This window comes from Acinetobacter stercoris (genome assembly GCF_900323515.1).
In the GTDB taxonomy this organism is placed as follows: domain Bacteria; phylum Pseudomonadota; class Gammaproteobacteria; order Pseudomonadales; family Moraxellaceae; genus Acinetobacter; species Acinetobacter stercoris.
Genome location: NZ_OOGT01000372.1, coordinates 1 through 1,603 on the forward strand (window position 1 = coordinate 1; position 1,603 = coordinate 1,603).

The 1,603-nt window shown below is 30.0% G+C and carries 2 protein-coding genes; both read right to left on the minus strand.

Annotated elements, in window-relative coordinates:
• Positions 1-113: 113 nt before the first annotated feature.
• On the minus strand, positions 114-317 hold the full coding sequence (locus tag KPC_RS19590) for a hypothetical protein (protein WP_121975977.1): 204 nt from the start codon (positions 315-317) through the stop codon (positions 114-116).
• A 142-nt stretch (positions 318-459) separates the two neighbouring features.
• Positions 460-882, minus strand: coding sequence for a DUF596 domain-containing protein (locus tag KPC_RS19595; RefSeq protein ID WP_121975978.1), 423 nt, complete (start codon positions 880-882; stop codon positions 460-462).
• Between the last annotated feature and the right edge of the window lie 721 nt (positions 883-1,603).

Below are 1,603 nucleotides of genomic sequence, written 5' to 3' on the forward strand. Positions count from 1 at the left end.
TAAAATTTCTATTTATTGGCTTAACTGACATGCTTTTATCTATAGATTATAACCGCTCCTCATGAGCATGCTTTAAACACAATAATGTCCCTTATTTTAGATACGTGTCAATATTAATTATTTTTAGACGTCTCATCATTTGGATTTTTAAATTTTTTATTTGACTCATCTACATATGCCAGCGCAGCTTGACTGTTATCACGTAACAATTGGATTACTTCTTGCCATAAACCTATTGGAATTAATCTATCACCCGATAACCATTGTTTAACTTTTCTTGGCTCTATATTTGTTGAACGAGAAAGTCTGTTTGCCATGATTGACCATATAATAGTGTTCCTGTTATACGTAGCTGTTCAGAAGTTATACGATAGTTTTCAGTCGGTTCAGTCATCTTTAATTAAGCAAAAGCCTATCGAAGGAGGTTTTATCTACAAAATCCAATTAAAATTCATCATTTTATGCCCAATCTAAATAATCTTCTCCGTTTTCTTTTTTCCAGACCCAAACTGGTCTAAATGGACAAAAATCTGCTTCATAGATTACTAACCAAGTGCCAACATCTATAGCCCCGATACTTTCAGCAGCCTTTTCAGAAGCTGGAAAAGCATTTTTAAAACGAGCTAATATATCATTGATCGAAATGTCATATAGAATTTCATCATTGGTAGTCTCTGCTAATAAAAGATGCTTATTTTCCATCATTTTTTTTAAAATATTGAAGAAAATATCTTTCTTTAAACCGAAGTTGTTATCAACAATTTCTGGAAAGTCTATACTTTTTCCTAAATTACCTAGGGCTAACCAGAGACCATCTAAAGCCTGACCATCAGCAGCATATAAAAGAGTTTTTAGCTTTTCATCATCTAATAAAAATTCCATATTTCTCTCATTTATCTAAATTTAATTTCGACTTTAGCTTTAGGATCTAACCCTAAACTAGAGTTAATATTTGGATTAACTTGAATGTCAATTGTAAAACAGGTTTGTAAGACTTTCTTTACACTTATAAACACCTACTTTTCGATTAAAGAAAGTATAAAACAGCTTAAAGGAGTTTTTTAAAACATAGAAATACAATAAGTAATTATTAAGTGTAAAAGTCATTTCTCAAGATGGTACACATGATCATAAAGACTAGAAGAAATAGATAAGCTCCAATTCATCGAATGAGTAACGGATAGAGCTAACAATATGATTTGATTCGATTTATCACTATATAATTGATTATTATCAAGCCATAAACTTTCAAAATCTGCTCTATACAGGGCATATTAGTGGGAAAAATCCTAGCTCAGGCTCCTGTTTAAATCCAATTTGGAGAACAACATCAGATGATCATCTTCAAGCTGTTATCGAATAAATTTAATAACTTCAAATAAATACTAAATGAGTCACAATAGATTTATAACGCTTTTTAAAGCCAAGAATTCTCCTTTCTTGGCTTTTTTTGCATTTTCAGGCATAAAAAATGCCTATATACCATAAAAACCACTCAAAGAGTGGCTTGATTAAGATTTTAATAAAATTACTAAATTTCAATAAAATAAACAAAATCACCAGATTTAAACTTTATAGTTTTATCATCAGACATATATTTTAT